Below are 26,441 nucleotides of genomic sequence, written 5' to 3'. Positions count from 1 at the left end.
TGAAGAATTTCAAAAAAAATAGACAAACTTCATCACCAACAACATTAAAGATCATGAAATTAAAAACTATAAATGTACTATTATCCATAGCCATATTACCTACATTGGGATATACCCAGAATGTCGAAGAATCTCGTTTATATTTAAATCAAAAACCTCCTGGATTGCAACCAGAAGTGTTTGCTCAGCATATAATTTCCAAACCTACAGAGTCAGAATTTGGATCAGTATTTTCTAAAAACGGAAAAGAATTCTATTATGGAGTAGATATCAATGGAAAAACCGAAATCCGATATACCAGATTAGAAAATGATCTATGGACTGTACCAAAAACTATTGTATCTGACCCCAAATATGGTTTTAATGATCCATTTTTATCACCAGATGAGTATAGATTGTATTACATATCAAATCTACAACATAAGAAAAACGGGAATAGAAAAGGGCATGATATCTGGTATTCTGAAAAAAAACCTGATGGTTGGTCAGAACCTATAAATGCTGGATCTGCTATTAATTCTGATGGGGATGAATATTATATGTCCTTTACGAATGAAGGGACTATGTATTTTAGTTCAAATAACCTCTCAGGAAATAATAATGACAATTTTGATATATATGCTTCAAGAAGTGTAAATGGTAAGTTTCAGAAACCCGAAAAATTAAGTGGAGCGATTAATACCAAAAGTTATGAAGCAGACGTATTTGTAGCTCCAGATGAATCATATATTATTTTTTGTGCAAGACGAGAAGAAGGCTTAGGGAGAGGAGATCTGTATATCAGTTTTAAACGTGAGGATGGTAGCTGGACTAAATCCAGGAATATGGGAGTTCCGATTAATAGTAAAGGGCATGAACTATGTCCTTTTGTGACCAAAGATGGAAAATACTTTTTCTATACTAGTAATCAGGATATTTATTGGGTAGACGCTAAGATATTTGAGCAATATCGTTAAGATAGACACCACTATAAAATTATTCCAAAAAAATCAAAAAATCCACCAATATTTAATAAGCTTTTTTTAGATTTGTAGGATACCCTCCCTTTTTTAGACAATTAACCTTACTAATTTCTAATAAAAAAATATTATTTATGATAAGATACACCTTCATCATACTTATTTTTCTCTCATTTAAAATCTATGCGCAGAAAAATGAATTCAATGAACTTATATCTTTATTTGCTACTCCTAAAAAAGAGATTCCTTTAATCTTAGCTAAAACTTATTTTGATTTTCAACCTACAGAAAGAGCAAATAAACTGCTAACAGGTCAAATCATTGTACAAACAGATACTTATCTTATAGTATCTACGCATCTGGAGTGTAATGCAAAAAGGAATTGTGTGCAGTCATCCATAACATCCTTTAGTAATACCGGAGAACGAATAGGAACAATAGCTTTTGAAAGAACAATAACCGATTGTTCTTTTGATGATAGCAGGAAATCTGTGTATGTTTCTAAAGAATTATTAGTTTTTAAGGAGGTAAGAGAAAAACTCGATTGTCAGGGGGATGGAAGTCAAATAGGAGTGAAAATGTGGCTTGAGTTTCAGCCAATACGTGAGGAAGGAACGTTTGCTAAACCCTATACAGATAGAAAATCACTGGAACGTGAAAACTATATATTTTCTCATAGAGTTTTTACTGAAGAAGAATTAAAAGAAAAAACAGAAGAAGAATTAGCAATTATCAAAAATGAAATCTTTGCTGCTCACGGATATATGTTTAAGAAAGAAATGTGGCAGGATTATTTTGAATCAAAATCATGGTATACTCCATCTGATCAGGATGCCACAGAAAAATTAACACCGATCGAAAAAAAAAATATTGAATTGATCGTAAGTCTTAAGAAGCATGAAGATAATAATTAGTCTTATTACAATTGTTCTTTCTTCTTTTGCAGCAGTAAGTCAGACAAAAACAATTCATGTTTTTGTAGCCTTGTGTGATAATATACATCAAGGTATTGTTCCTGTACCCGATAAAATCGGAAATGGTCAAGATCCAAAAAACAATTTATACTGGGGTGCTGGTTATGGAGTAAAGAATTTTTTTAAAGTAAAAACTAAAGACTGGCAACTTATACAAACGGTTCCATCAGATGATCCGATTATTTTAGAAAGATTATTATTCAAACACATAACAAAAGATATATATGTATTGGCAGATGCTTATGATGGAGCTAAGATAAAAGACTGTACAGAAAACTTTTTGAGATCTGCTAATGGGCAACTTTCTTTTGAGCTCAAAGAAAAATCAAAAACGCTGGATTTTGGTGGTGGATCTGATCTCCTGGCTTATGTAGGTCATAACGGGTTGATGGATTTTGAGAGTAATCCGTCATACCAGGAATCTGTTACCAAGATAAGAGATATAATAATTTTGGCTTGTTATAGTAAGCGCTATTTCGAACCTCAAGTTAGAAAAGCAAAGGCTAATCCGATATTATGGACCACACACCTAATGGCTCCGGAAGCATATACGCTCAAATCAGCAATAGATGGTTGGATAGCTAATGAATCAGGGGAACAAATAGATGAACGAGCAGCACAATCCTATCATACGTATCAAAAATGTGGTATTAGAGGAGCGAGAAACTTATTTACAACAGGGTTTTAATAGGGTATTGATACTCTTTAGTAATCAATATTGCATATGTAGTTTCCCTTTTTTCAGGGTAGTAATTGAATTTTTTAGATGATATTTTTGAATAAAAAAAGGATAGTTGTTTTAAAAACCAGGAAATACTCTTGTTAGACCATGTCTGGTTTTAAAATACTCAAACAAAAAGGCGACCATTTTTATTTTGAAGTATCAAGGATACAGAGCAAATTTGAATGGATATTTTGAAATCGTACTTGGTTATTGCCCATACTGTTATAGAAGGAAAAGCACAAAAAAGCATATGAAAAAAATAGAGCCTTATAAAAATATCGATGAAGCAATTTCAAAACTAGATAATGGAGGAAGGTTTTATAACATTTTGACAAAAGCAGATGATGGGATAATCTCTACATCTGAATTAGGAAAAGTTGGAGGTCTTTTTTATGATAAGCAACAAATGATTTTGTTTTTTGAGGTGTCAATTTCAAAATTAGATAAAGAAAAAAGAAAAGCCGTCATTTCAAAATTGGACGAAAAGTTACAAAAGGTTTATGCAAAGTATAAACCAATCGAATTGTTGCCGTCAGAAGCTCATACTAAAGGCATAGTAGCCTCAAATATGATCATGACCGGAATTCCAAAATTGACTGAATCCAATAGTAATTTTATAGGATTTATCATGATTCCTATCGTTACGGGTAAGGTAACAACATTTTCAATGGTTCCAATAATTGATATATATGATGTGTATGAAATAAGAGATGAAGTTTCTGATAAGGAATTTCTGATTGCTCATTCTAAAGGAACAACTAAGCTACCAGAGAAAAAAATTAAGATAGCAGGAGTATTGAAAGAATTAAAATCTGATAAAAAAGAAAAAACAGCTTCTCAGAAATTTCTTGAAGTCGTATATCATATGGAAATTAATTGAATATGCTAATGATTTAAAATTCTTATTTATCTACATCCTACAGAGATGACAAATGTGGGGTTTGGGGTAAAATCAGGTTACCAGGAAAAATAGTAAAAAACGGTAAAAAAAACAATAAACTATCTCGAGGTAAACTGAGGTAGTTAAATCTCGATTATCGAGTAAACATAAACCTTGAGAATAACCCCATTTAATTTGAAAAAATAGATGTAAATTTCATAGGAAAAAGCAGTACTCCAGATCAGTTCTAAGATAGATTTTCTGGTATAAACCTATCATACAAAAGCAGGTTAATGGTATAACCATTTTACTTCTTTTTTAATTTAGATAAACTATATGGCTAACAATCAGGAATACCTCGAAGAACTTCTTCAGAAACTGGAAATTCTTTCAAAAAAGCAAGAAAGTTTTTATAGAGAAATACTAGATCTAAAACAGGAAATATTTAGATTAAAGACTTCAGAGAAAAAACAGGAACAGCCTGTAACAGCAAAGAAAATGGACTCTCCAGGCATTACTTCAGAGCCTGAAAAAGTAGAAAATAGAACACATTCTGAGGTGAAAAAGGAAGAAATACCTGTACAGAAAACCGTTTCAGCGCCCGTTATCAAAAAAGTTACCAGACTTAAAAACAAATCCAGTTTAGAAAAATTTATAGGAGAGAATCTTATTAGCAAAATAGGCGTAATTATTCTTGTGATAGGTGTTGCTATCGGAGCTAAATATTCTATCGATAATGAGCTAATAAGTCCATTGACAAGAATAATATTAGGATATCTTATGGGTATCGGACTGATTGGAGTAGGCATGAAACTAAAAAAGAAGTACGAGAATTTTAGTGCTGTATTAGTTAGTGGAGCAATGACAATACTTTATTTTATCACCTTTATAGGTTATAGTTTATATGAGCTTATGCCACAAGTATTTGCTTTTGTACTCATGGTGATATTTACAATTTTTACTGTATTTGCTGCTATACATTATAATAAACAAGTGATTGCACATATAGGATTGGTGGGCGCTTATGCCGTACCTTTTTTGCTTAGTGACGGATCAGGAAAAGTGGCAATACTATTTAGCTATATGGCGATCATTAATATCGGAATCCTATTTGTATCCTTGCAGCGCTACTGGAAACCATTATACTATTCATCTTTTTTTCTAACGTGGTTAATTTTCTTTAGTTGGTTTGTTTCTTCCTATGAGATAGCGGTCCATTTTACACTGGCATCGGTGTTTTTGTTTATATTTTTTGTCACTTTTTATTCTATATTCTTGTTCTACAAACTCAAAAGAAAAGAGAAGTTTGGTATGGGAGATGTTTTACTACAATTGATGAATGCATTTGTTTTTTATAGTATTGGTTTTTCTATCCTTACGAATCACCCTGTAGGAGAGCAGTTACTAGGAGTATTTACATTGGGAAATGCTATAATTCATTTTGGGGTTAGTGTTTTTATATATAGACTAAAACTGGCGGATCGTAACCTCTTTTATTTTACCTCAGGGATGGTATTGGTTTTTATCAGTATTGCGTTTCCGGTTCAACTGGATGGTAACTGGGTAACACTTTTATGGGCTGCAGAAGCTGCTCTGTTATTTTGGATTGGTAGAACAAAAAAAGTACCAATCTATGAAAAACTAGCATACCCTGTGATCGCGCTTACCTTTTTTAGTCTGCTTCAGGATTGGTGGAATTATTATGTAGAATACTCCTATGTATTAGAAGGAGTAGAAAGTAGTATGCTGCCATTTTTTAATATATCAGTACTTACATCATTAGTATGTGTAGCATCTTTTGGGTATATTTTTTCCCTGTTCAGAAGCGATAAATATCCATTTCCATGGGCTGATCAAAAGACATTGTTTCATCTAATTTCATTATGGATCTCTGCTACCTTTCTCTTCACTTTATACATGGCTTTTTTCTTAGAAATCATAGCGTATTGGGACGCTTATGAGTATGATAGTCAGAAGTTCAGAGGAATCTGGCTGATTAATTATACATTGCTATTTCTGACAATCTTATCTTTTGTAAATATGAAGAAGTTTAAGAATCAGGTATTGGGATATATCAATATATTATTCAATATAATAGCATTACTTATTTTTCTGACCAGTGGGCTCTACATACTCAGTGTGTTGCGCGAGAATTATCTGTATCCTGCTACGATCAAATCTGGAGAAGCTGGGTTGTATCATATTGGGATTCGGTATATTGCTATAGCTTTTAGTATCGGATTGCTAATGGCTAGTTATCAGTATGTAAGGCAGGAATTTCTAAAAAAAACCTTTACGATAGGATATGATATTATACTACAAATAGCCATTTTATGGATTGTAAGTAGTGAACTAATTCATTGGTTAGATATCGCAGGGTATACATCCTCTGATAAATTAGGCCTGAGTATTTTATGGGGAGTGTATGCGTTGTTATTAATCGTTTTAGGATTCTGGAAAAAGAGAAAGCATATTCGGATCATTGCGTTTGGATTGTTTGGTATCACCTTAATCAAACTATTCTTTTATGATATATCACATCTTAACACGATTTCTAAAACTATTGTATTCGTATCTCTGGGATTATTATTATTGATTATTTCTTTTTTATATAATAAATACAAACATATCATTACAGATGAGATCAAAGATCAATAACATAGTCTTTATCCTTTTTTTATACTGTTTATGTAGTTATGGACAGATCGATACCTACAGTTATAAAAGACAGTTGACGGGTATTAGTAATACCTGGCATAGGATAGCGTTACCTGACGAAATCTTTAAACGGTTATCATCTGACCTTTCAGATATTAGAATTTATGGAATTACCAAAGAAAATGATACTATAGAAGCGCCATATCTGTTAAAACAAAACCAGGAAAAAAGATCGGGAAAGGAAGTAAATTTCGAAATTATAAATCAATCCATAACTGCTGAAGGCTCATTTATTACGCTAAAAATCCCTTATGATCAGGTAATTAATCAAATCAAACTATTTTTTGAGGAGGAGAACTTTGATAATCTTGTTAACATAGAAGGAAGCCAGAATCTAAAAAACTGGTTTACCATTGTTGAATCGTATAGGATACTCTCCATAAAAAATGAACTGACAAATTATGCATTTACCAGAATAAAAATCCCAAGCTCAAAATACCAATATTTTAGAGTATTTATAAAAGGGACTAAAGCACCAGAGGTAAAGAATGCTCAGATGACATTAGTAGAAGTAGAAGAAGCCAGTTATAAAACATATGATATTAAATCAATACATACTCAGGAACAAAAACAAAACCATCGTACCGTAATAGATATAGATTTAAAAACATCAACTCCTGTGAGTTATATAAAAATAAGGGATGCAAACGATTTTGATTATTATCGACCTTTACGAATAGCGTATCTTAGTGATAGTGCCCAAACCAAAAAAGGGTGGATACATACTTATAGAAACCTAACATCCGGGATACTTAATTCTATAGAGGATAATGAGTTTAGATTTCGTAGCGTAATTGCAGAAAAATTAAGAATCGTAATCGATAACCAAGATAATGAACCACTTGCATTCGATGCTATTAGTGTAAAAGGATATACGCACGAACTGATTGCACGTTTTACCACTCCGGCAACATATTATCTCACCTATGGTAACCCTGCTGTCAGAAAGCCCTCTTATGATCTAAAGTATATATATGATGTTACTTCTGAAGATGTAAAAACACTACGAATTGGAGCTGAAGAAGCTATTAGTAAAAATAAACCAGAAACCGTATTGCCACTTTTTAAAAACGAAATATGGTTATGGGTAGTAATGCTTATTGTTATCGGACTGTTGGGAGGATTTACATTAATGATGATGAAAAAGAAGTGAGATTTTTAATTTCTCTTTTCTAATCAAGAGATTTACTATGTGGGCAATTACATAGAAAATATAAGCATAAACTTCAAAAATTATAATAATGATAAACCTCAAAGAACATTATAAAAAGCTTTATGAAGAGACAAAACATTATTTTATATCAAACAATTGTCAGGTTGATCGTTTGATAGATGCTCACTCAGATCAAAGATTTGGAATTACTCTTTTGCTGCGACCATCCATCAATGTGAAAAATAATATCCAAAAGTTTTTAAGCAAGTTAAAAGAAATTGAACCAGATCAGTACTATTACCCAAACTCAGATATCCATATTACTGTTTTATCTATAATCTCTTGTTATGAAGGTTTTGACCTAAACCATATAGTATTAGATAGATATATCAAGATTATACAAGAAAGTCTGATAGATGCCTCAAAAATCAAAATAGAATGTAAAGGAGTTACAGCATCTCCTTCTTGTGTGATGATAAAAGGTTTTGGCAATCCAGTCCTCAATGATATAAGAAATAGGTTGAGAATACAATTTAAGAACTCTGGGTTAGAACAATCAATTGATACAAGATATACGATCCTCACAGCACACGCTACAGTAGTTCGTTATAGAAAACCAATATCAAAAAAACTTGAGTTTCTTGATCTTATAGAAGAATATATAACGTATGATTTTGGAAGTTTTGATACAGATAGGTTAGAATTGGTGTATAACGATTGGTATCAAAGAGAAAGATATGTGAAAAAAATACAGGATTTTAGAATTTAATTATAAGAAGACAAAAGTTCAACATTGTTTTATGGATGGCTTTTATTTCGAAAAGATCATAAAAAGATATAATTATATTGGTTATAGCATTTGTTGTTTGAATTTACAGGAAAAGAAACGTAAGATTTTTTTATCTCGGTGAATAAGAAAAATCAATCATAGCAGGGTTTGTTTTTATGCTGAAGCTGAGGTGAAAAAAGAACATTTTATTACAGTAAATTCAAAAGGTAAATGGTATTAAATCAAAGAAGGAACATATATAAGAGATACTTATGGTAATAAGGTAAGATATATCTCTAGCCCCTTGCTTGATGCCTTTTACTTCTTGCACAAGTAGTTCCAGACCGTCCTGAAATAGTTCTATGCCATCTACAAAGGTCTAAGCACCCAATAAGTTATAGGGATACCCCCTATCCAATAGGGTTTCATCATAAATAAAAAGGGGTAGGAGGCATTAAAAATGGGGTAATAAGGATAAAAAGACTGGTTAGAAGTACTTCTGTAAGAAGTAGAAGTATAGTCGTATGGGGGTAGAGAGACTAAAGGTCAGGTGCAAGTGGTCTGGTTTCTCAGGTTTTTTAATTTTGACAAGATGTATGGAAGTGCTAAAAATTTTTTGAAAATAAGTTGTTTTTTTGTCCAAATAGAGAAAAACAACTCGTCATAAGATCAGAAATGATATAAACCATAAAATAAATAGACTTATGAAACAATTTATGTTCCTTTTTAAAGGAGGAGATGATGTATGGGATGCCAAATCTCCAGAAGAACAAGGGAAACACATGGAAGAATGGCAACAATGGATCGGAGAAATGGCTCAGCAGGAAAAATTTGTTGGAGCAGAACGTTTATATCCTCAAGGAAATACAATTCACCCCGGAACTATAAAAATTACTGACAGACCTCTTTCAGAAGCCAAAGAACTCGTCGGAGGATATGTAACAGTAACGTCTAACTCACTGGAAGAAGCAACAGAAATGGCAAAAGGCTGCCCAGGTTTGCAGTGGGAGACATCTGTTGAGGTTAGAGAAGTCTGGCCGGTAAAAGCATAGAGAAATACTAAATCAGGTGCAAAATTATAACCAATATGTTGAATGTACTCGGCAATCGAGATTTACATGTTACTAGGCTAGCCTCGAATTCGAAATGTTTTTTTCAATAAATGGCTCTTGAGCCTACCCTGAGGTAGTTTATTGTAAAAGAAAATCGTGTTTTTTATTCAAAAATTAAGATGCAAAAAAGTATATTATACGATTTGTGATTAAAAAATTAGTATAAATTCATTGAATTATTTTTTCTTTATGCAAGGCAAAAAAATCAAGCATAGCTATAGCTACGGTTTATTTTTTAAACGAAGTAGAAAGGAAAAAGAAACGATGAATATGCGAAATTTTTAGTTATAAATCGTATTATATTTCAGTAAATTCAAAGAATGGTATAAAACGTAAACAGATGAAAGAATTTTTAATATTAATAAGAGGAGGACAGGAGAAATATCAAAATAGCGCTCTAAAGGAAATGCAAAAACATATGGAAGATTGGCAACAATGGATGGGAACTCTGGCAAAAGAGGAAACACTGGTTGGAGGTCAACCATTAATGAATGAAGGTGCTACGCTGACCGAGGGCGGAAAAAAAATAACTGATCGTCCGTTTGCAGAAGGTAAAGAGATTGTAGGAGGATATCTGCTTATCAAAGCAGATTCAATGGATCTGGCAACAAAGATAGCAAAAGAATGCCCTAGTTTTGAGTTTGATTGTAGCCTGGAGATTCGGGAAATAAGCCCATTAGTGTAATCTATACTTTTTGAAAAAAAAAGAAGATATAAACAAAACTTTGAACAATCTTTTTAGACAAGAGTCTGGAAAGATGGTTGCTGTATTGATAAAAATATTTGGGACAGAAAATATAGAACTAGCAGAAGATGTTGTGCAAGATGCATTGATTAGTGCTCTGGAAACCTGGAAATATAGAGGAATGCCAGAAAACCCAAAAGCATGGTTGTATCGTACAGCACGTAATAAAGCTATTGATATCATTCGCAGAAAAAAACATAGTAAAACAATAGATTTCTCCGATCCGGAACGAAAATTATTAATCTCAGAGTATACGCTGGCAACTACGATGGATAATTTTTGGAAAGAACAGCACATACAAGATGATTTTTTAGCAATGATGTATGCCTGTTGTCATCCTGATATCTCACAAGAAAACCAGATCACATTCATCCTCAAATCTCTTTGCGGATTTAGTACTAAAGAAGTAGCCAGATCCTTTCTTGTTTCAGAAGATACTATTTCTAAAAGATTGTACCGAACTAAAGAATATTTCAGGAAACATAAAATTCGCCCCAGAATACCATTTCCCGAAGAAATAAATGCTAAAACAGCCGTGGTTTTACGTACTATATATCTTATGTTTAATGAAGGATATAATTCTACGCATAGTGATCAATTAATACGAAAAGATTTGATATCACAAGCATTATGGTTATGCAAATCCTTATTAGATAATAAAAGCACCCAAACTCCAGAAGTATATGCGTTAATGGCACTTATGAGTTTCCATGCAGCCAGAGTAGATAGCAGGGTTACAGAACAAGGAGCATTAATACGTTTAGCAGATCAGGACAGAAATAGCTGGAATCAGGAACTTATTAGCCTGGGGAGTATGTATCTGAATCAGGCAGCTTTTGGAAAAACTCTTACAACCTATCACCTGGAAGCAGCGATAGCCTATCAGCATTGTATAGCCTCTAATTATGAAAATACAAACTGGAAAGAAATATTAACATATTATGACTTGTTACTAGTTATAGCATATGATCCGGTTGTTTTTCTCAACAGATGCTTAGTGATGCTGGAACTTAATGGTCCTGATGAAGCTCTGGAAGCCATAAAAAAAATCCAAAATCATAAGATAATAAGCAAATATTACCTTTATCATGCTATTTTGGGAGAAATCCATGAACGTTTAAAAGCATCAAGTAAAGCAGTTGCATACTATCAACAAGCAATACAGCTAACACAATCAAAACCTGAGAAACGTTTACTGAAACAAAAAATAACAAACTTGAATGGGTAGTTTTAAATCAGAGGAATGGCATTGAACTCATCTTGAGTATTGGTTTTCAATCTAAAAGTTTGGCTTTTGTACTATATAATGAAGTAGTTTTTTCAGCATAGCCATGGTTTAAAAAACCAACAAAATTAGCGTGCAAAATGTAAATTTTGTAGATCAAAGCAGTACTCAAGATGAGTTCATTATATCAGAATTTAGTTAGTAAACCTCTTCATTTATAAAAAAAAACTATTACCTGGTAACATATTATGATCTTATGACATATACATAGTACTACTATGTAGTAGTAGGATGTTTTATCAATGTAATCATTAACAATCTAACTAATTATAATTAAAAGATGATCTGGGTATTTATATTATTTTTCGCTTTAGCTTTATTAAGAGCAATTTCGGCTATAATTGGAGAGAAAAAAAGAAGAGTAAGAGCAATTAAAAGATGGAAAGAATTTGAGAAAAAAAGCATAAGCAATAATATAAAAAAATGACCAACTCATATAGACTTTTTGGACTTAAATGAAAACTCTGGATTTTGTTGCCAATTGAAAACTATTTCTGAATTGCATAGCAATAGCAGCATTACGGAAGGAAAAAACACAAAGTGGGAGCAAAAAACTAATTTTTCCCTCAATTAAAAAAGTCTAAATGAGGTCATCTTAAAAGAAGATGTAATTATTGTAATTTCAATTTTATCCTCGAGAATAAACATATCTAAAAAGTTTTAAAAAACTAAATTACAAGTATAGTGGTTAGAGCTTGTTTAAACACCTTACTTCCTGAAAAAAAATATTTTAAGAACCGTGAGCTCACTTCAAATAATTAAAATATCTCGATATTCTCATCATTTGAAGTGTCCTCAGAACCTCAAACTATTGATTTTCAATTTGTATTCTTTTTAAACATACTCTTATTTTTATGGACGAGATGGGATATCGTATTTTACAATACAAATTGTCAGCAGCAATAATATAGTTCTGTTTTTAACCATCACATAAACTTATATTATAAATAAAACCTAGCTCAGAATTAAAAGAATGTAAATCTTATTAGGTCTAAAAAACGGATCTTCCCATTAGTATATGATACTTATTATAAGTGTTGTAATACGATTTGTGATTAAAAAATTCGTATAAATTCATTGAATTATTTTTTCTTTATGCAAGGCAAAAAAATCAAGCATAGCTATAGCTACGGTTTATTTTTTAAACGAAGTAGAAAGGAAAAAGAAACGATGAATATGCGAAATTTTTAGTTATAAATCGTATAATTTAATCTATAGAATTCTTCGAAGTTCTGCATCAGGATTAAGAGTAAAGTTAAAAAAACATAAGTTTTTCAGTCAACTAAAAATAAACCTTCTTCCGTTGGATATTCCTCGGGCTCTACTGTGGGGTCATTTATTGTGCTAATTTTCAGGTTTTTTAAAAAAAAATAATGAGGGAAAATTACGTCAATTAGATTGAGATTTAATATCTTAGATATAGACAGATGTTTATTTATTTATGCGTAAATATATTTTGGTTATGTTGCGTTTTGTTAAATAAAAAGCTTTTCTAATTTTTATTAATAGCTTGTTATTTAGTTTGTATTTTTTTTTTAACCTTTATTAATAGGGCCTGAACGTAATTACAAATAGCATTAATTACTAAACAATTAATAAGCCGGGTTTATATCGAATTAGAATGTCCCTTATTACTGTATTGTTAGTATAAAAGAGGCTAGAAGTATTTTTGTCTAAATAAGAAACAAATCTTAATGAATTCTAATTTAAAATTTACATTTCATGAAACAAAGTTATTCTTTTCAAATTCTTATTTATGTATTTTTATTGTCGTTCAAGGCATTTTCACAGACTTATACTATAGATACTACAAATAATTCTGGTTCTGGAGGTACATGTCCTAATTCTGGAATAGATGCTACATTTGATTGCGTTCTTGATGGCAATCCTGCTTTAGAATTAGGATCTTTTATTGATACAAACCCCTCTGGAGCTGCATTACAATCAATGTCATTATTGATTTATGGTGCTTGTTCGGGTAATGTAGAGTTTTTTTTAAATGGAGTTTCTATTGTTACTGGAACAGCTACCGGGTTGAGCTGCTCGTGTCAGTCCATCTCGGGAGACCCTAATATACCTCAGAGTTATTCTGTAACGATAACACCTGCAATTGCAGCCGCCTTTACTTCTGGCGGGACTAATACACTGTCAGTTTCTGTGACAAACTCAGCTTTTGGTACACAGTGTTTTTATGGGGCAGATGTAACTGTTGATGCTGGAGCCGCTTTTATTGCTCTTGCAGATCTCTGTATTGATGCCGGTGTACAATCCGGATTAGCTGGAGGAACTCCTACTGGGGGTGTATATTCGGGTTCTGGTGTAACTGACGATGGAAACGGGATGACTTATTCTTTTGATCCTGCAGTAGCAGGTATTGGAACCCATACGATTACGTATGTGTCTACTGAAGGAAATGCCAGTGATGACGTAGCGGTGTTTGTGTTGCCTACTGTAACATTTACGGCGCTATCAGATCTTTGTGTTGATGCAGGAGTACAATCCGGATTAGGAGGAGGTACTTCGAGCGGAGGCGTATATTCGGGTTCTGGAGTAACTGATGATGGAAACGGGATGACTTATTCTTTTGATCCTGCAGTAGCAGGTGTCGGAACGCATACGATTACCTATAGTTTTACAGATAGTAACGGATGTTCCACAAGTGCCAGTGATGACGTAGCGGTTTTTGTGTTGCCAGATGCATCTGTTGACGATAGTGCTGTGCCAGTATTAACAGCAAATACTACAGGAGCTACTTATCAATGGATTAATTGTGATATGAATTCTGAAATATCGGGAGAAACCGGTCAGTCATTTACTGCTAGCAATAATGGTAATTATGCAGTAGATGTTACTGTCAATGGATGTACCCAAAGATCTTCCTGTATTTTGATACAGACACTTGATACAAATAATTTAGCAATTGATGTGTTTGAAATTTTTCCTAATCCAAGCAGTGATTTGATGAATATTACAATACCAGTTATAGAAGTGACTGTTTATGATATAAAAGGAAATGAAGTTCTTAGAAAAAAGAATTCTGTATTCTCTATCAAAGAACTTAATTCGGGATTATATATGGCTACAATTAGAACTAATAAAGGGATAGTAACTAAAAAAATTGTAAAAAATTAAGAATCTTATATTGAAGAGAAAATTATTTGCTGGATAACCGAGACTTCAATCCTCTGAGACGCCTCAGAATCGATATGTATTTTTTTCAATACATGCCTCGTGAGTTTTTCCCAAGGTAGTTTATTTATGAAAAACCATCGTCTCTGACGGTGGTTATGTTTTAAAAGTTTTGATGTTTTTTAAGTTTACTAATTAAAGAATAGGATTAGTGGTATAGATCGGGAAATGATAAAAAGATATATAAAACATAAAAAGACCATAAGAAAAATCTTATGACTCTTTGGGGTACTCTAAAGGTTGAAACACTACCATGTCTAATGGTGAAATGATATAAAAACTTATAAAATGTCTCCTAAGCTTTCTTTTAGATTTAATAAAGCGTAGTGTATTCTTTTCTCTACAGCTTTAATAGTAACACCAATAATTTCTGAGATTTCTCGATATGTCTTTTTGTCAATTCTTGATAATAAAAAGGCTTCACGCTGCTTTTCAGGCAGTTGATTGATTGCATTTTTTAGTTTTTTCATAAATTCTTTTTCTTCAATTAAGAACTGAGGATCTTGATGATCAATCTCTGAATGTGGTTTCTGTTCATATTTGAGAATTACTTTTTGATGTAAAATATGATTTAATAAATTATTGTTGGCAACTGTTATTAGGTAGGCTTTGGCTTTTTCAAAAAGTACTTTTTTACAATTTAGCCATAATTTTATGTAGGCATCCTGTACAATATCTTCAGCAAGATCCATATCACCATATTTATAGTAAATGATATTTCTTAGAGATGCAGAATGTTTATCAAAAATTGCTTCAAAGTTTTTCTTTTCGCAGATGGATTTTTTTTTCATGGATAGTTCGAAAACATTTATTTAATGGTGATACTAATACTGCTTTGATTGAATCGATGTCTATTATTAGACAGCTAGTAAATTTTTTCAAAAGCAGTATAGTAAAAGTCGTTGAATTGAGTTTGAAATAATCCTTTGGCTTTTTAAATTTTATATGATTATAAGATTGGACAAGAAATTTGAATATCTTGAATGATTGTAATAGGTAAGAAAGAACTACCTAAAAGCAACTTACTATTTTAAGAATCCTGTTTCTTTTGATTTAGTGAATCAATATCAAAAGAATAAGTAGGTAAAAGTCCAATAAATCAATGTTTTTGGTATGTTTAGTTTTTTCTGAGTTTTTTATTTATTGTTTTTTTTAAAAGAAGAAAATTTACTGTAGTATCAGTATAATGATTATTTGAATATAATAGGGAAATAATATACTTGATAATATATCTGTAAAAAATTAACGATTTGTTCATAATATACTTAAAATTGGTGTTAGTAATATTAATAAAAAATAAAATTTTAGAATGTTAGTTAACTAACATTCTAAAATTTTATTTTATCGCAAAGTATTATGGACGAAAAGTAGCGTGTTTGTTATATAAGAAGGATTCAAAATCGTGTTTTAATTCGGTAGTTTACCAATCTGATTTAAAATTATTCCTTCAGATTTTCTCTTTTGCATTAATATTTCAAAGAATTTACCTTGAGTACTGCTTTGACCTACAAAATTTACATTTTGCACTTTAATTTTGTCTATTTTTTTAACCGTAGCTATGGCTATTCTGAAAAAAAACTACTTCATTATAGTAAAAAATCCAACCTTTTTGGTTAAAAACCACTACTCAAGATGAGTTCAAAATATAAAAAGTATTAGCTATGTTTACACTTCAATTATATTTTTTACCTAAACAGAAATAACTGTATGTTAATTGAGTATTTTTTAAATACCAGAAGTGATATTACTTCTAATAGTATTGCATACCAAAGTGTATTGTATACCAGTCTTAAATGAAGTTATCTACTAAAATCATTTCTTTCTTGTCTGAATTAAAGAATAATTTGATTCAGTTTACGGTAGTTTCATCTAAGAACTGGTATTATGTTTGTTTTTAAAATATACCTGACATACAGTTGTCACTCCTTCATCATATTTTTGTAATACTATAAAAGCTATCTAAAGTATTGTCATGAAAAACGAATGGAGAAAAAAAGAAAAGAAAATTTATATGCCTGGAAACGAGCCGGAAGTGATTGAAATCCCCGAATATAAATTTCTGACTATCACAGGAGAAGGAAATCCTAATAGTAAGTTTTTTCCTGAATTTATTAAGGTTTTGTATTCAATTTCTTATGCTATAAAAATGAATTTAAAAAAAGAAGGAACCTTTGAAGGATATATGGACTACACGGTGTATCCATTAGAAGGTGTTTGGGATATTAATAAACAAGCAAAAAAAACTTTTAAAGGTATTATTGATAAGAAAGACCTGATTTTTAAACTAATGATTAGACAACCCGGTTTTGTCGATGATGAATTTGTTAAAAAAGTAATAGATCAGACGCAAGATAAAAAACCAAATGAACTATTAGAGAGCGTTAAATTTGAAAGCATAAAGGAAGGAAAATGCATTCAAATAATGCATTTGGGATCATATGATAAGGAAAATGAAAGTTTTAGTTTAATGGAGGAATTTGGGAAAAAGGAAAGCCTCTTTAGGGTATCAAAGAAACATCGGGAAATCTACTTGTCAGACTTTAGAAGAGTACGTACAGAAAAGTTAAAAACTGTGCTCAGGTTTAAAGTCAAAAAATGATTTTAAGATTTTATACCGAACAACAAATGGTGTTATTTAAGTGCAGGTAGTTTGTGCAGATGACTATACATAAAAAATAGAGGAGAATCAAAATATTTTATGGATACAGAAAAACCATTAGTTAATTCAGAATACTTATTATGTAAATTCTCGGGAAAAGGAGGATGGACGTATGCAGAAATACCTGAAGTTCTTCAAAATAAAAAAAAACCTTTTGGATGGGTAAAAGTCAAAGGTTTTATAGATGGTTTTGAGCTAAGGCAGTATAAATTAATGCCTATGGGAAATGGAAAATTATTTCTTCCCGTAAGAGCAGAAATTAGAAATAAAATTAAAAAACAGGCAGGAGATTATGTAAATGTGATTCTATATTCTGATCATTCAAAACTCCAAATACCCTCAGAAATTATAGATTGTTTTACTCAGGAATCCAAAAAAGTGCTAGAAACCTTTTTATCCTTTACAGAAGGGGAACAGAAAACATATTTGGATTGGGTATATGCTGCAAAAACAGACGAAACAAAAGCAAATAGAATTCTTAGGATGATGGATCGCGTGCAGAAAAAATTAAGATTTTATGATAAAGAAAAAATGTAATGACTCTATTGATCTGTATCATATCGATATCCAGACTAACTGTTTTTTTGTATACAACTTTATGTGAAAAAAGGTTGTACAACCTTTGATTATTCAGATAATGATGTAATTATGATTTTAAAAAAAATCCAAATAAAAGTAGTAGATTCTAATATATTTAGAACCTCTGAGTGTATCCGTTTTTACTCGATAATCGAGATTTAAATACTTCGAGGCTCGCCCCAACATAATTTACCGGATGGTAAATGCAATTTTGTATTCTTTTTTGTTAAGACCTGTATTGGCATGATTGGTGATATCGCTATCAAACAATCGTTCTAAATTATTACCAGCGAGATCTTCGATATTTTTATCAAAAGAAATTGTATATCTGCCACTGCGCCATGTATCTGCGGGGGTGAAAACAAATACAGATTCGTGATCAATAAGTTTCCAGTTTCCGGGAACAGTTCCTTCTATAGAATTGGTTAGTAGTACCCCTTCCAGACTACTTCCATAATCCAATGATTCCTCGCAATTAATAATCAAATCTGCCTTTGAGTCCGCTTTTGGTGTTTGTATTTTCCAAAAGTCTATATTAGGTTGTATACGATCAGCTTCAGTAATATTGAATTGATGGTTGAAATTTTGTTGCATAGGAATACCTTGATGATCTTTCAATTTTTTTGAAATAATTAATGTATATGAGTTATTCTTTTTAAAAACGGCACCTAATTTTATATTAGGACTTAGATCACGTTTTTGACGACCAGGATCTATCCATATAGTTAATAGCGTATTTTGATCCGATAGCAGCGCATTTTCTATATGTAAAATCGGATTATGTAGTGTATCACCTCTGGCGTTTATGAATTGTATATGATCATATATAAAAGCTTCATTAACTGGTTTAGAAAACCGGACATACCATTTTAGTAAATTGGCAGGAAGCATTTTATCAGATGGATATATAGATTGTACAGTAAGATATGTGTAGTCATTAGGAATATTGATGGTAAAGTAATCTATGATACCGTCATAAAAAAGCGTATATTTTTGATGTTGCCCAAAGGGTATTACAGGAATAAACCGTAGTTGAATATCTTCAGTTACGATTTTTCCTAGTATTGCATTTGTAGAAAAAAGTTTGTCTCCAGAAATTTCTCCTCGATATACCTTCAGTTCATCGAATGGAGCATTTCTTCTGGGTACAATAATTTCATTCTGGCTAAAAGTAAAATCCAGAGGTGTCTGTGCAAACATCTCTGAAGTATGATAAATGAGTAGTATTATAAAAAAGATATATATTCTCATACCATATGGTATTTTCTATTTAAAATGACTCATTAAAAATTCCTCTTTTTCGTTCATAGTTCAAAATAAAAATCTGATTCCGATTTAATTACAAACGTATTAGTTTGTATTGAAATTCTGATAAAAATTTTGTATCCAAAACAAGCGTTTTGGGTTTTAGAATCTATTCTTGACACACTTTTCTTTTGTTAAAGTATTACCACGGATGTGTTCTTCAACTCGTTGTATGATATGTGACTTACCTCGATAATTCTCTGATCACTCTGATATTTTTTTTGCACACATCAATTTAAACGCTGGATAAAATTTTTATTAGATGTCTCGAATTGACGGTTTTTTCTTCTACGATAATAATTGAATACACCCCATAAATAACCTTCACTACTGGATCCACCAACGATTTCCTGTTTTTAAAACCAAATTACCATCAGCTTCTCTTTTTATAATGAGAAAGTCTTTATCGCCAAGTTTATCCAGTTGCTGTACATTTACAAAAGGTAGATTTACATATGCTACTCCAACAGCGGCTCCTTTTTTAGTAACAGGAGTGGTTAGAGATCCATCAAAAGCCTCCAGATCTTTGAATTCCATTTTCATTAGTGGTCTATTGTTATTAGCGATAAGTAAATAGCGTTTTCCCTCATTTTCAACTTCTATCATATCTACTGGAGAGTTTCCACTACCTAACTCAGCTACAGTTCTGCCTTTTTGATGTGTTCCCGGTTTAATTTTATCCATGGGAAAAATTACCAAAGGTGTACAGGTATACCCTGCGATTATATGAGAGCTTCCTTTGATATTTGTGGTAATAAAAGTTTTTATAGGAGCATGAGTTTCATATTGTCCGTGAGCAGCGTGATAAATCTCCAAAGACCCGTAATTTTGCTTTTTAGAAAAAGGAAAATCAATAGCTCTAAAGGTAGAAGCAAATTCTTTATTACTCAAACCAGAAAGTAGTACTTTTCCTGAAGAATATTTCATATCTGCTACCGCCCACTTGCGCAGTTTTCTTCCTCTTTTATCTTCGGTTTCTACGCCGACCGGATCGATTAATGTAGTTTTACTATGCGATATACTATCCAGCGGTACTTGTTTTAGCGTATTGTTTTCTACTCTCAGCAAGATCGGAATACCAGAACCGTGATGGACAGAGATGTAAATATTGTTATTTTCCGGATTCACAGCCATATCTGTAATTTGTATCTGATCGACAGATGTACCTAACAGGTCTGCAATTAATGTATCCAATAGCTCAATTTTTACTTTAGAATTATCGACTTTGGGATGGTTACTTACATCGATTGCAACTATTTGAGCTGATTTGCTATCACCAATAAATAAAATACCTTCAGGTCCGAAAGTCATTTTATTGATAGCGATAATATCAGGATCACCTGTGGTAAAATTTGATTTTAACGAAGGGTCGGCATTCGCTATATTTCCGGAAAAAGAGAAGATCAATAAAAAAACAAAAGGGATATACGTTTTCATACTATAAAATTTAAAAAATAGATCATTGTGCTTAAAATTAAGTAAAATGGGTAAAGCTATCAGTTAAAGAAATGCCAATACATTCATTTATAGTATTTTGCAGGTGTTGTTCTGGGGTGAAAACATAAAAAACAGCTTATCATCGTTGCACGATAATGAAGTTGCTTTCTTTGATACAAAAAGAAATGATGTTGGCAGATGATTTCATTTGTGGATGATCTAATAAACTAAGTAGATTTATAGATTACAGTTTTTTGCGGATTCATAATACGCACGATATTCTTCGTAGGTGATCTTTTTTCCTTTTTTGTCAAGACTGATAGATCCATTATTAGAAAACCCATGAAAAGGAACTGTTTTTTTGGGATGGCCTTCAATGACAATTTCAAAATAGCTGTCTTCTGTAACCTTTGTGCTATCAGTTTTAATACTGAATTTTCCATTAAAATCAGAATAATCGTATGCACAGGTAGCTTCGTTTATAACAAGACGGATAACAGCTATAGACACAGGGGTTTTATCCGGTTTTAAAATGATACCTTTTAGTAGGTTAACGTTATTGATTGTATGTAACTGAGTAATGTCTGATTTCACAGAGGAATCTGGGTTTTGGTTATCTTTAGGCTGCACTGTATTTCCAGAGAGATCCTGTATAGTCCAGTTACCGTGTTTCTTGTCTTTCTTGTATTGTCCATTAATGATCACTCCAGATGCATCTTGCCTCCAGTATTTTCCATGTTTTTGACCATCTTTGTATAAGATTTTTTCTTTAGACCCTCCTTTTGTGATGAGCCATAAGCCTTCTTTTTTTCCTTTTTTATAGGATCCTTCTTCTGTAAAAGTAAAACCATTATCAGAGTTATAATAATATCCGTTTCTTAGGTCATCTTCATAGTTTTCTATGGTTGATAGATCAATACCTCTTTTAGTAAAGGTTAAAAAATGTAACCATTCTCCATGTTTTTTTCCTTTTTTATAAGAGATCTTTCTTATGTTTATTAATTTTTTGTCAGAAAACTCTCGTATATAATAGTTGCCATGTAATTTATTCTCTTTATTTATTTCTGAAATCTTTTCATATTCATCAGAAGTCAATTCGATATACCCTGCCTGTGATAATTCCCCTTGTGCCTGTAGGAATGAAATAGTCAGGAATGGTAGCATTAATAGTGACCGTATATATTCCATGGTATTTATTTTTGATATTATTTTTTTATAGAATGGTTTATTTTTTTTCAATTCGTTATAAAAATGCTCTTTTTGACTCAATTCTCGGATTTTTCTTATTTCCTAATGCTGTTATGAAGTACAAAAAAATAAAACTACTTTTCTTGTTGCAACTAATAGTAAATCAGTTATTTATCCTGATTATTGTCTAAAGCTAGCATTTTTTTTAATTTTTTTTGAGATCAGGTGTAACAATTGTTATGATCTTGCATCAAAGAGAAAACTTTACAAACAAAATATTATGAAGAATTTTAGAATTATATTTTTATTATTAGCGGTTATTAATTTGGGATTTAGTCAGACTACAGCAATTAAAGTAGAAATAATAGGAAAAGGGGATCCAGTATTATTCTTACCAGGTTTTACAAATCCAGGTTCAATTTGGAAAGAAACCGTTCATCAGTTACAAGGAAATCACAAAAGTTATTTGATATCCTATGCAGGGTTTAATGGCAATGCGCCAATAGAAATGCCTTGGTATGATACTATTAAAAATGAATTGATCGATTATATAAAAACTAATAACTTAACTAATGTACAAATCATTGGGCATAGTATGGGAGGAAATTTAGCAATCGATATTGCAGTCGCATTACCTAAAAAAATAGAGAGTTTGGTCATTGTAGATTCTATTCCCTGTATGCGTGAGCTTATGATGCCAGGAGTTCCAGAAAATAAAATTCAATACAAAAGCCCTTATAATGAGCAGATGATGGCTATGGATACTATTCAGTTTAGACAAACTGCGAGGATGATGGCACAAAATATGACTAATAAAAAGGATAAAATCGATATTTTGGAGCATTGGATTATGGAAGCTGATCGAAAGACATATGTATATGGATACACCGATTTGTTAAAATTAGATTTAAGGAAAGTATTAAATAAAGTAGAAGCAAAAACATTGATTTTGGGAGCCGCTTTCCCTACCATAGAAATAGCAAAAGCAAATTATGAGAAACAATATGCTACTTTATCCAAGAAAACCATCATAATGGTACCGGATAGTAAACACTTTATTATGTTTGATCAACCAGCGTTATTTTATAAAAAAGTAAATTCTTTTCTGGTACATGAGTAAAAAGAAGCAACAACTTTTTGAATCAATATATCATGAATGTTATCCTATGATTCTACAGATATGCCTGGGATATATGAAAGGAAACCTTGAACAAGCAAATGATTTATCACAAGAAGTATGTATTAATATCTGGAATGCTCTGCATAGTTTTAAAGGGGAATCAAAATATAAAACATGGATATATCGAATTACCGTAAATACTTGCCTCCAATATATCAGAAAAGAGAAAAAGAAAACCAAGGTTTCTATAGAAAAAATAGCACATGTTCTGGCAGATACTTCATATGATTCCAGAATCGACCAAAATAAAAATTTATATCGCGCTATTGGTAAATTAGAAGAACTAGATCGGTTATTAATTATGATGGTACTTGATGGGCAAGAGTATGAAGATATAGCCGAAGTTATTGGGATCAAACCAACCAATGTGCGTGTAAAAATTCATAGAATTAAAAAAAGACTTAAAAAAATATTAGATCATGAGTAATGAATTTGAAGTATTGCAAAATCAATGGAAAAAAGGCAAAATAGGGATTGAAAATACCGAACGGATAATGGAACAAACTCTTGTTGATATACAGGTGAAAAAGAGATGGAGTGTGCATTTTTATTACGGTAATAGTATCATATTATTATGCACGCTTATAGGAATAAGTGCTTTCTTCTATTTTGTAGCTCCCGTAGAAAGAGTTGTAAGTAGAATAGGAGTAGGGCTTATGACAGGAGGATTACTAATCAGAATTATTATTGAAATTATTAGTATAAAAAAATCAAAAAGAATACGTTTGATACATACTACCTTAAAAACGACTAATGATACCATGTCATTTTACAGATTTAGGAAGACTATTCACGGACCAGTAACAATTGCTATCATTATAATGTATACGATTGGCTTCTATATGATCACTCCAGAATTTAGCGTATACTTAAAAAACTGGTATTTAGTATTTATATGCACTTCATATATTGTAGGAGCTTTCATATTGATTAAAGTTATCAGAAAGAATATCAAAAAAGAGATACAAATACTTTTGGATATGGTAAAATTAAGAAAGCATATTATAGAAAAAACATAGGAAGAAAACGAATGTAAATGATACAAAAAAAGAGAAAGTTTTATTCAAGTAAACTATCTCTGGGCAAGCCCACAAGGCAGTTATTGAAAAAAATATTTTGATTTTGAAGCAGGCCGCAGCATTTAAATCTCGATTATCGAGTGAATTCACAGGATACTTGGTATTTAACAAAAGTGCCTTAAGAGAAAGTAAAAACTACTTCCATAACAAAAACCACCCTGGAATTTAATATCTAGAATGGTTTTGTAATGAACTTATCTTGAGTAGTAGTTTTTAACCGAAAATGTAAATTTTCTAGGTCAAAGCAGTACTCAAGATGAGTTCGATTAATGATTCCTCTATATCCAAGAGAATCAGAAAATATAATCTTATTTTTTGATAATCATGGTTGATTTCTCCTTGTTACCATCATCTTTTAATGTCAAAATATAAGCACCCTTTGGTAAAGAAGAAATTTGAATAGATGGACTACCGGGTTTTATGATTCCGTTACCGACTGCAATACCCTGTATGTTATATATTGAATAGTTAGTTGATTTTTTAATATTTGGTATTGAGATTAATGAGTTTGCCGGATTAGGAAACACTGTTAATGCATCTAATTCTTCTGATTCAACTCCTAATGTACCACTATCATCCTTTACAAATTGAAATTTGTCCATATTCCATTGCCAGTCATTACTTCCATTAGCAACCACTCTTATCCTATAGGTACCTGCATCAATAACAATTAGATCTGGGTTTTTTAATGGGTAAAATTCCTCCCATTCTCCATTATTAGTCACAGTATTATTTGCAATAACTTGTCCATCTATCAGCATTTGTACTGCGGTATTATCATTAGGAGTACTAATGAAATAAGTAAGTTCATATGCTCCATCTTCTGGAAAAGTAACATCAAACTCCATCCAATCAAGAGTATTGACATAATTAACTCCTGTAGCGGTAGCATTTACACCATCAAAACCTCCTGGTGTAAGAGTGCCATCGGTTCCTGTATTTAAAAAATCTTCTGCTTCAATGACCAAACCATTGGTATCTGTTGGAGGATTTACCAGATCAAAACGTTTTAAAAACATCCATCCACCCTGTATTTGATCCCATCTCAGGACATGGCATAATCCCCAGGAAACTCCAGATCTTGGAGAATTTCCTTCACTAGCAGGTCTAAAGATTCCTAAAGCATCAGGAACGTGGGTAGCTTTTCCCATCATTTCAAAATTTATTCCATCTGTGGCATATTGTATACTACCAACTTCGGGGCCGTCTAATTTTTGGATAATGGCAATACCATCATCATAATTCCAGACACTTACTTCATGTCCGGTGGTTGTGATAGGGTTGTATTCTGATTTTACATAAGGACCTGTTGGTTGATCAGCAATAGCAACTCCCCATCTGATTTCTCTTTCTCCACAGAATTTTTCTTCACCCATGCGCTCTCCTTTATAATACAAGTAGAATTTATCTTTATAAAAACGCAGACAAGGATCGTGTACCTTATGACTATCAAAATCACCTTTCTCTATAACATCAAAACGACTGGTAGAACCATCTTGCCATATACCATTATCCGTTGGTCTAAGAATAGGCTCATCTAATTTTGTCCAGGGACCGTTCGGTGTATCAGCTACTGCCATTGCAACTGTATTTTTTACGCGCTCTATGTATGGATGTTTTACCGCTTGATAAATCAAATAAAACTTTCCCTGATGCACAAAAATTTCTGGAGTAAATGCTGATCTATCATCATAAGATCCTGAAGGGCCTCTCGATACCGCTGCTCCTTGCTCTGTCCATTGATACCCATCTGGAGAAGATGCGTAATATATATCTGCATGATCCCAGGGAAATACGTTGTCATTAACATTACTTGTACCAAAATAAGTAGAAGTCTCAGATAGTTTATAAGTATACCAAACATAATACATACCATTATGTTCAATAACTGCACTAGGATCTCTTCTTGTATAGGTAGCGTTTGCAGCAAAATCACCAGTCAAATCAGTTTCTGTAAACTCTACATCCCAAGTGGGCTCTTCAGGTATGTTAGGACTATTATAAGCAGCACATGAGGTAAGGTAGTTTTGCCAACGAAGTGTAGCCGAACTAATCTTTTTAGTTCTTAACGAAATATTCAGATTTGTGGCAGGAGCAAGATTTCTAAGATCTTCAAAAACGTATCCTTCTTTGTTTAATTGAAGCGTTTTGTTTTCGCTAGAGTTTATGGCAAAAGAAAAAGTACCATCATCAGATGTAACTTGCTCCATATCATCTTCGATAAGACGAATGCTAACATCTTTGAGAGGATTTCCAGTATCTTGATCTATAACTACACCGCCAAATGTCTGCGATTGTAGTAGTAGCGGAAAAGAAAAAAAGACAAAAGTGTACAATAATTTCATGAGTTTGTTTTTAGTTAGTTGGATTTTTTAAAATTAACTTCTTTAAAAAAGTTAATTCTTTACTTACTTTCAGGGTTTAAGAGGATAGGTTTTCTATTTGTTGCAAACGATATTCACATAATAGTTTTCAAAAATAAGAAAAGACTTTCTTTTTATATGGG

The 26,441-nt window shown here is 31.9% G+C and carries 21 protein-coding genes; 16 read left to right on the top strand and 5 right to left on the bottom strand.

The window, feature by feature from the left end:
* Positions 1–53: 53 nt before the first annotated feature.
* The 11 genes from F0000_RS18825 (at position 54) to F0000_RS18775 (ending at position 14,451) form a co-directional block, all read left to right on the top strand.
* Entirely contained in the window at positions 54–956 is a 903-nt protein-coding gene (locus tag F0000_RS18825; protein ID WP_149626276.1) for a PD40 domain-containing protein, read from the top strand.
* A 137-nt stretch (positions 957–1,093) separates the two neighbouring features.
* Positions 1,094–1,873 carry a YARHG domain-containing protein gene (locus F0000_RS18820; RefSeq protein WP_149626275.1) on the top strand — a complete coding sequence of 260 codons (780 nt, stop codon included), beginning with the start codon at positions 1,094–1,096 and terminating at the stop codon, positions 1,871–1,873.
* Positions 1,857–2,621 carry a hypothetical protein gene (locus F0000_RS18815; protein ID WP_149626274.1) on the top strand — a complete coding sequence of 255 codons (765 nt, stop codon included), beginning with the start codon at positions 1,857–1,859 and terminating at the stop codon, positions 2,619–2,621. Before F0000_RS18820 ends, F0000_RS18815 begins: the two co-directional genes overlap by 17 nt.
* 286 nt (positions 2,622–2,907) lie before the next feature.
* The gene (locus F0000_RS18810; protein ID WP_149626273.1) at positions 2,908–3,537 is read left to right on the top strand and encodes a hypothetical protein; all 630 of its coding nucleotides are present in this window, start codon (positions 2,908–2,910) and stop codon (positions 3,535–3,537) included.
* A gap of 336 nt (positions 3,538–3,873) precedes the next feature.
* Positions 3,874–6,195 carry a DUF2339 domain-containing protein gene (locus tag F0000_RS18805; RefSeq protein ID WP_149626272.1) on the top strand — a complete coding sequence of 774 codons (2,322 nt, stop codon included), beginning with the start codon at positions 3,874–3,876 and terminating at the stop codon, positions 6,193–6,195.
* Positions 6,176–7,408 carry a DUF3999 family protein gene (locus F0000_RS18800; RefSeq protein WP_149626271.1) on the top strand — a complete coding sequence of 411 codons (1,233 nt, stop codon included), beginning with the start codon at positions 6,176–6,178 and terminating at the stop codon, positions 7,406–7,408. Before F0000_RS18805 ends, F0000_RS18800 begins: the two co-directional genes overlap by 20 nt.
* An 88-nt stretch (positions 7,409–7,496) precedes the next feature.
* Complete coding sequence (locus F0000_RS18795) at positions 7,497–8,177, top strand: 2'-5' RNA ligase family protein (protein WP_255452804.1); 681 nt, start codon at positions 7,497–7,499, stop codon at positions 8,175–8,177.
* A 704-nt stretch (positions 8,178–8,881) separates the two neighbouring features.
* Complete coding sequence (locus F0000_RS18790; protein WP_149626270.1) at positions 8,882–9,229, top strand: YciI family protein; 348 nt, start codon at positions 8,882–8,884, stop codon at positions 9,227–9,229.
* Between the two features lie 400 nt (positions 9,230–9,629).
* Positions 9,630–9,974 carry a YciI family protein gene (locus tag F0000_RS18785; RefSeq protein WP_149626269.1) on the top strand — a complete coding sequence of 115 codons (345 nt, stop codon included), beginning with the start codon at positions 9,630–9,632 and terminating at the stop codon, positions 9,972–9,974.
* A 10-nt stretch (positions 9,975–9,984) separates the two neighbouring features.
* The gene (locus tag F0000_RS18780) at positions 9,985–11,262 is read left to right on the top strand and encodes an RNA polymerase sigma factor (protein WP_149626268.1); all 1,278 of its coding nucleotides are present in this window, start codon (positions 9,985–9,987) and stop codon (positions 11,260–11,262) included.
* A gap of 1,779 nt (positions 11,263–13,041) precedes the next feature.
* Positions 13,042–14,451: a T9SS type A sorting domain-containing protein gene (locus F0000_RS18775; RefSeq protein WP_149626267.1), complete on the top strand. Its 1,410-nt coding sequence runs from the start codon at positions 13,042–13,044 to the stop codon at positions 14,449–14,451.
* Between the two features lie 338 nt (positions 14,452–14,789).
* Here F0000_RS18775 and F0000_RS18770 read toward each other — a convergent pair whose 3' ends face one another.
* On the bottom strand, positions 14,790–15,299 hold the full coding sequence (locus F0000_RS18770) for an RNA polymerase sigma factor (RefSeq protein WP_149626266.1): 510 nt from the start codon (positions 15,297–15,299) through the stop codon (positions 14,790–14,792).
* A gap of 1,181 nt (positions 15,300–16,480) precedes the next feature.
* On the opposite strand from F0000_RS18770, the gene F0000_RS18765 reads away from it, so the two are divergent.
* Together F0000_RS18765 and F0000_RS18760 are read left to right on the top strand one after the other, a co-directional pair.
* Positions 16,481–17,107: a GyrI-like domain-containing protein gene (locus tag F0000_RS18765; protein ID WP_149626265.1), complete on the top strand. Its 627-nt coding sequence runs from the start codon at positions 16,481–16,483 to the stop codon at positions 17,105–17,107.
* Positions 17,108–17,206: 99 nt separating this feature from the next.
* The gene (locus F0000_RS18760; RefSeq protein ID WP_149626264.1) at positions 17,207–17,704 is read left to right on the top strand and encodes a YdeI/OmpD-associated family protein; all 498 of its coding nucleotides are present in this window, start codon (positions 17,207–17,209) and stop codon (positions 17,702–17,704) included.
* Positions 17,705–17,935: 231 nt separating this feature from the next.
* Here the strand turns inward: F0000_RS18760 and F0000_RS18755 are convergent, their stop codons facing one another.
* The 3 genes from F0000_RS18755 to F0000_RS18745 form a co-directional block, all read right to left on the bottom strand.
* On the bottom strand, positions 17,936–18,997 hold the full coding sequence (locus F0000_RS18755; protein WP_149626263.1) for an Ig-like domain-containing protein: 1,062 nt from the start codon (positions 18,995–18,997) through the stop codon (positions 17,936–17,938).
* 381 nt (positions 18,998–19,378) lie between these two features.
* Positions 19,379–20,488, bottom strand: coding sequence for a hypothetical protein (locus F0000_RS18750; protein WP_149626262.1), 1,110 nt, complete (start codon positions 20,486–20,488; stop codon positions 19,379–19,381).
* Between the two features lie 237 nt (positions 20,489–20,725).
* A complete protein-coding gene (locus F0000_RS18745) occupies positions 20,726–21,676 on the bottom strand; it encodes a hypothetical protein (protein ID WP_149626261.1) in 951 nt (316 codons plus the stop codon).
* A gap of 280 nt (positions 21,677–21,956) precedes the next feature.
* Here F0000_RS18745 and F0000_RS18740 point away from each other — a divergent pair, with 280 nt between their 5' ends.
* From F0000_RS18740 to F0000_RS18730, 3 genes are read left to right on the top strand one after another with little or no spacing between them, the layout of a single operon-like run.
* Positions 21,957–22,796 carry an alpha/beta fold hydrolase gene (locus F0000_RS18740; RefSeq protein WP_149626260.1) on the top strand — a complete coding sequence of 280 codons (840 nt, stop codon included), beginning with the start codon at positions 21,957–21,959 and terminating at the stop codon, positions 22,794–22,796.
* Positions 22,789–23,283, top strand: coding sequence for an RNA polymerase sigma factor (locus tag F0000_RS18735; RefSeq protein ID WP_149626259.1), 495 nt, complete (start codon positions 22,789–22,791; stop codon positions 23,281–23,283). The genes F0000_RS18740 and F0000_RS18735 overlap by 8 nt, the downstream gene beginning before the upstream one ends.
* The gene (locus F0000_RS18730; RefSeq protein ID WP_149626258.1) at positions 23,276–23,875 is read left to right on the top strand and encodes a hypothetical protein; all 600 of its coding nucleotides are present in this window, start codon (positions 23,276–23,278) and stop codon (positions 23,873–23,875) included. The genes F0000_RS18735 and F0000_RS18730 overlap by 8 nt, the downstream gene beginning before the upstream one ends.
* 368 nt (positions 23,876–24,243) lie before the next feature.
* Here F0000_RS18730 and F0000_RS18725 read toward each other — a convergent pair whose 3' ends face one another.
* Positions 24,244–26,280 carry a carbohydrate-binding protein gene (locus tag F0000_RS18725; protein ID WP_223148922.1) on the bottom strand — a complete coding sequence of 679 codons (2,037 nt, stop codon included), beginning with the start codon at positions 26,278–26,280 and terminating at the stop codon, positions 24,244–24,246.
* Between the last annotated feature and the right edge of the window lie 161 nt (positions 26,281–26,441).

Origin of the sequence: Aquimarina sp. RZ0 (genome assembly GCF_008370685.1) — a bacterium.
In the GTDB taxonomy this organism is placed as follows: domain Bacteria; phylum Bacteroidota; class Bacteroidia; order Flavobacteriales; family Flavobacteriaceae; genus Aquimarina.
This window is presented reverse-complemented; position numbering and strand designations above follow the sequence as displayed.

Excerpts from the sequence above, each read along its gene's own strand:
- F0000_RS18745 (WP_149626261.1), bottom strand. The coding sequence starts at position 21,676 with ATGGAATATATACGGTCACTATTAATGCTACCATTCCTGACTATTTCA.
- F0000_RS18725 (WP_223148922.1), bottom strand. The coding sequence starts at position 26,280 with ATGAAATTATTGTACACTTTTGTCTTTTTTTCTTTTCCGCTACTACTA.
- F0000_RS18755 (WP_149626263.1), bottom strand. The coding sequence starts at position 18,997 with ATGAGAATATATATCTTTTTTATAATACTACTCATTTATCATACTTCA.
- F0000_RS18765 (WP_149626265.1), top strand. The coding sequence starts at position 16,481 with ATGAAAAACGAATGGAGAAAAAAAGAAAAGAAAATTTATATGCCTGGA.
- F0000_RS18820 (WP_149626275.1), top strand. The coding sequence starts at position 1,094 with ATGATAAGATACACCTTCATCATACTTATTTTTCTCTCATTTAAAATC.
- F0000_RS18785 (WP_149626269.1), top strand. The coding sequence starts at position 9,630 with ATGAAAGAATTTTTAATATTAATAAGAGGAGGACAGGAGAAATATCAA.
- F0000_RS18740 (WP_149626260.1), top strand. The coding sequence starts at position 21,957 with ATGAAGAATTTTAGAATTATATTTTTATTATTAGCGGTTATTAATTTG.
- F0000_RS18790 (WP_149626270.1), top strand. The coding sequence starts at position 8,882 with ATGAAACAATTTATGTTCCTTTTTAAAGGAGGAGATGATGTATGGGAT.
- F0000_RS18800 (WP_149626271.1), top strand. The coding sequence starts at position 6,176 with ATGAGATCAAAGATCAATAACATAGTCTTTATCCTTTTTTTATACTGT.
- F0000_RS18735 (WP_149626259.1), top strand. The coding sequence starts at position 22,789 with ATGAGTAAAAAGAAGCAACAACTTTTTGAATCAATATATCATGAATGT.
- F0000_RS18810 (WP_149626273.1), top strand. The coding sequence starts at position 2,908 with ATGAAAAAAATAGAGCCTTATAAAAATATCGATGAAGCAATTTCAAAA.
- F0000_RS18825 (WP_149626276.1), top strand. The coding sequence starts at position 54 with ATGAAATTAAAAACTATAAATGTACTATTATCCATAGCCATATTACCT.
- F0000_RS18805 (WP_149626272.1), top strand. The coding sequence starts at position 3,874 with ATGGCTAACAATCAGGAATACCTCGAAGAACTTCTTCAGAAACTGGAA.
- F0000_RS18760 (WP_149626264.1), top strand. The coding sequence starts at position 17,207 with ATGGATACAGAAAAACCATTAGTTAATTCAGAATACTTATTATGTAAA.
- F0000_RS18770 (WP_149626266.1), bottom strand. The coding sequence starts at position 15,299 with ATGAAAAAAAAATCCATCTGCGAAAAGAAAAACTTTGAAGCAATTTTT.
- F0000_RS18750 (WP_149626262.1), bottom strand. The coding sequence starts at position 20,488 with ATGAAAACGTATATCCCTTTTGTTTTTTTATTGATCTTCTCTTTTTCC.
- F0000_RS18815 (WP_149626274.1), top strand. The coding sequence starts at position 1,857 with ATGAAGATAATAATTAGTCTTATTACAATTGTTCTTTCTTCTTTTGCA.
- F0000_RS18730 (WP_149626258.1), top strand. The coding sequence starts at position 23,276 with ATGAGTAATGAATTTGAAGTATTGCAAAATCAATGGAAAAAAGGCAAA.
- F0000_RS18795 (WP_255452804.1), top strand. The coding sequence starts at position 7,497 with ATGATAAACCTCAAAGAACATTATAAAAAGCTTTATGAAGAGACAAAA.
- F0000_RS18775 (WP_149626267.1), top strand. The coding sequence starts at position 13,042 with ATGAAACAAAGTTATTCTTTTCAAATTCTTATTTATGTATTTTTATTG.